Here is a 1613-nt window from a genome sequence, read left to right on the forward strand (position 1 = left end):
ACTCCTTTGTCATCTACTTTTATATCTTTTATATCTACTACTAATAAATCCCCCGCTTCGGCCTCTTCTACAAAAACAGGGCCGGTAGCAGGATTTACCCGATTAAAGTCTATAGATGTAACTAATTGCTCTTCACTTTTTACTTGATTGCTAAAACAGTCCAAGGTTTTAAATACAATTGTTTCACCTTTCCTTACTCTTTCTACCGGTTTATTGTCCGGAGAAAAATGATAAACATATTTTTCGATCATTTTTACAGCCTCCTTTTTTTATCATTTTTAATTATGTTTAAGTTTTGACTAGGCATATTATTAGTCGATACTAAAACTCTGGTTTTTGCTACGTTTAAACTGAACTTGCTCATTCTTTTCTGAGTTTTCATCCGGCTCGCCTAGCCATTTAAAACACTTACATGCTGCCGTAAATTAATCTAACCAAAGCCCTTTCCTTGTTAATCATACATTATTTGTTTCAAATATTCAAATATCGAGCGCTCCGAAATTCCCTAAAAAAGCAAAAGAACCCATCTAAAGGTTCTTTTCTAATACTTCAAGTATATCCTTGGCCGTTGGAGGGCATCCTGGCACGTTTTGTGTAAAGCCTCTGGTGCAGTTTCCTACTCCGATGCCTTCGCCTTTAATTCCCTTGTAGCCCTGGCCTATAAAGAGTTTTGTTTTAAGCCTTCTTAAAATGCCTTTTTCGTCCAGTCTTGCAAGAGCGTGAATTAAGCTGCCATAGCATGCAGAGCAGGCATCTTTTTCTTCGACATATTTGGATAGTTTTTCGATTTCACGTGAGTAGGGTATTTTTTGAGTATTATTGTTTTCGTTTAATTCATTTACCTGCTCCTTTGAGGCAATGCAGTTTCCCACACCTATTTGCTCCGCTATCTTTATGTACGGTATCTCTTTTTCATCATATCCCATTAAATTTGCTACATATGAATCGACTAAAACCGGATCAAACCCCAGGATAATTCTGTCCATTTGAACAGGATTGCCGCCTTCTTCAAAGTTTAAATCTCCTACCAGTCCATCTACTATTATCAAGTCGCTTTTAACGGCTTTATTTAGATATGCAATGGGTTTGTGCAGTTCCATAGTATGAAATCTTCTCTTTTCTTTGTTGGGAATACAGCCCTTTAAGTTTTTCAGAGCACAAGTCATCTTAGTCTGGCAGTGTCCTTTAAGCACCGGCATGTTTATCAGATAATCCACTTTCAGCGCTTTTTCGCATACGTTTATTTGCATACCGTCTATGTCACATACCCTATACGCATCTTTTTGTAAGTCTATCAAAGGAATATCGTATTTTTCGGCAATCTTTGTGTATCCGCATACTTCAAAAGCCCTTGAGGTTTTATCTCCAACCCAGGAGCCCTCCATAATAAGGATGTTGTTAAAACCCTTTGACTTTAAGTATTCTATTGTACCTTCCAAGAGTTCCGGTGATGTAGTAGCTCCGGAGGCAGAAGGTTTTGCTACCACCAGGTTAGGTTTTATGCCTATAAGTGCATCTCTTTTGATGTCATTTTCGATTTTAAGTTTTGAAAGGGCATCAAAAATCATTTCCTTTGGCTTGTTGCCGTATATGACGTAGATTTTATCTTTTAG

Annotated in this window: 2 protein-coding genes; both read right to left on the minus strand. The window is 37.5% G+C overall.

Annotated features, from left to right (window positions below; genetic code table 11):
- The coding region (locus tag BUC45_RS08435) for an acetamidase/formamidase family protein (RefSeq protein WP_296971618.1) at positions 1 to 251 on the minus strand (251 nt) is incomplete at its 3' end.
- 276 nt (positions 252 to 527) lie between these two features.
- Positions 528 to 1613: DUF362 domain-containing protein (locus BUC45_RS08440; protein WP_296971619.1), on the minus strand; the 1086-nt coding region annotated here is incomplete at its 5' end.

It is taken from the genome of Tepidanaerobacter sp. EBM-38, assembly GCA_001896545.1.
Classification (GTDB): Bacteria; Bacillota; Thermosediminibacteria; order Thermosediminibacterales; family Tepidanaerobacteraceae; genus Tepidanaerobacter.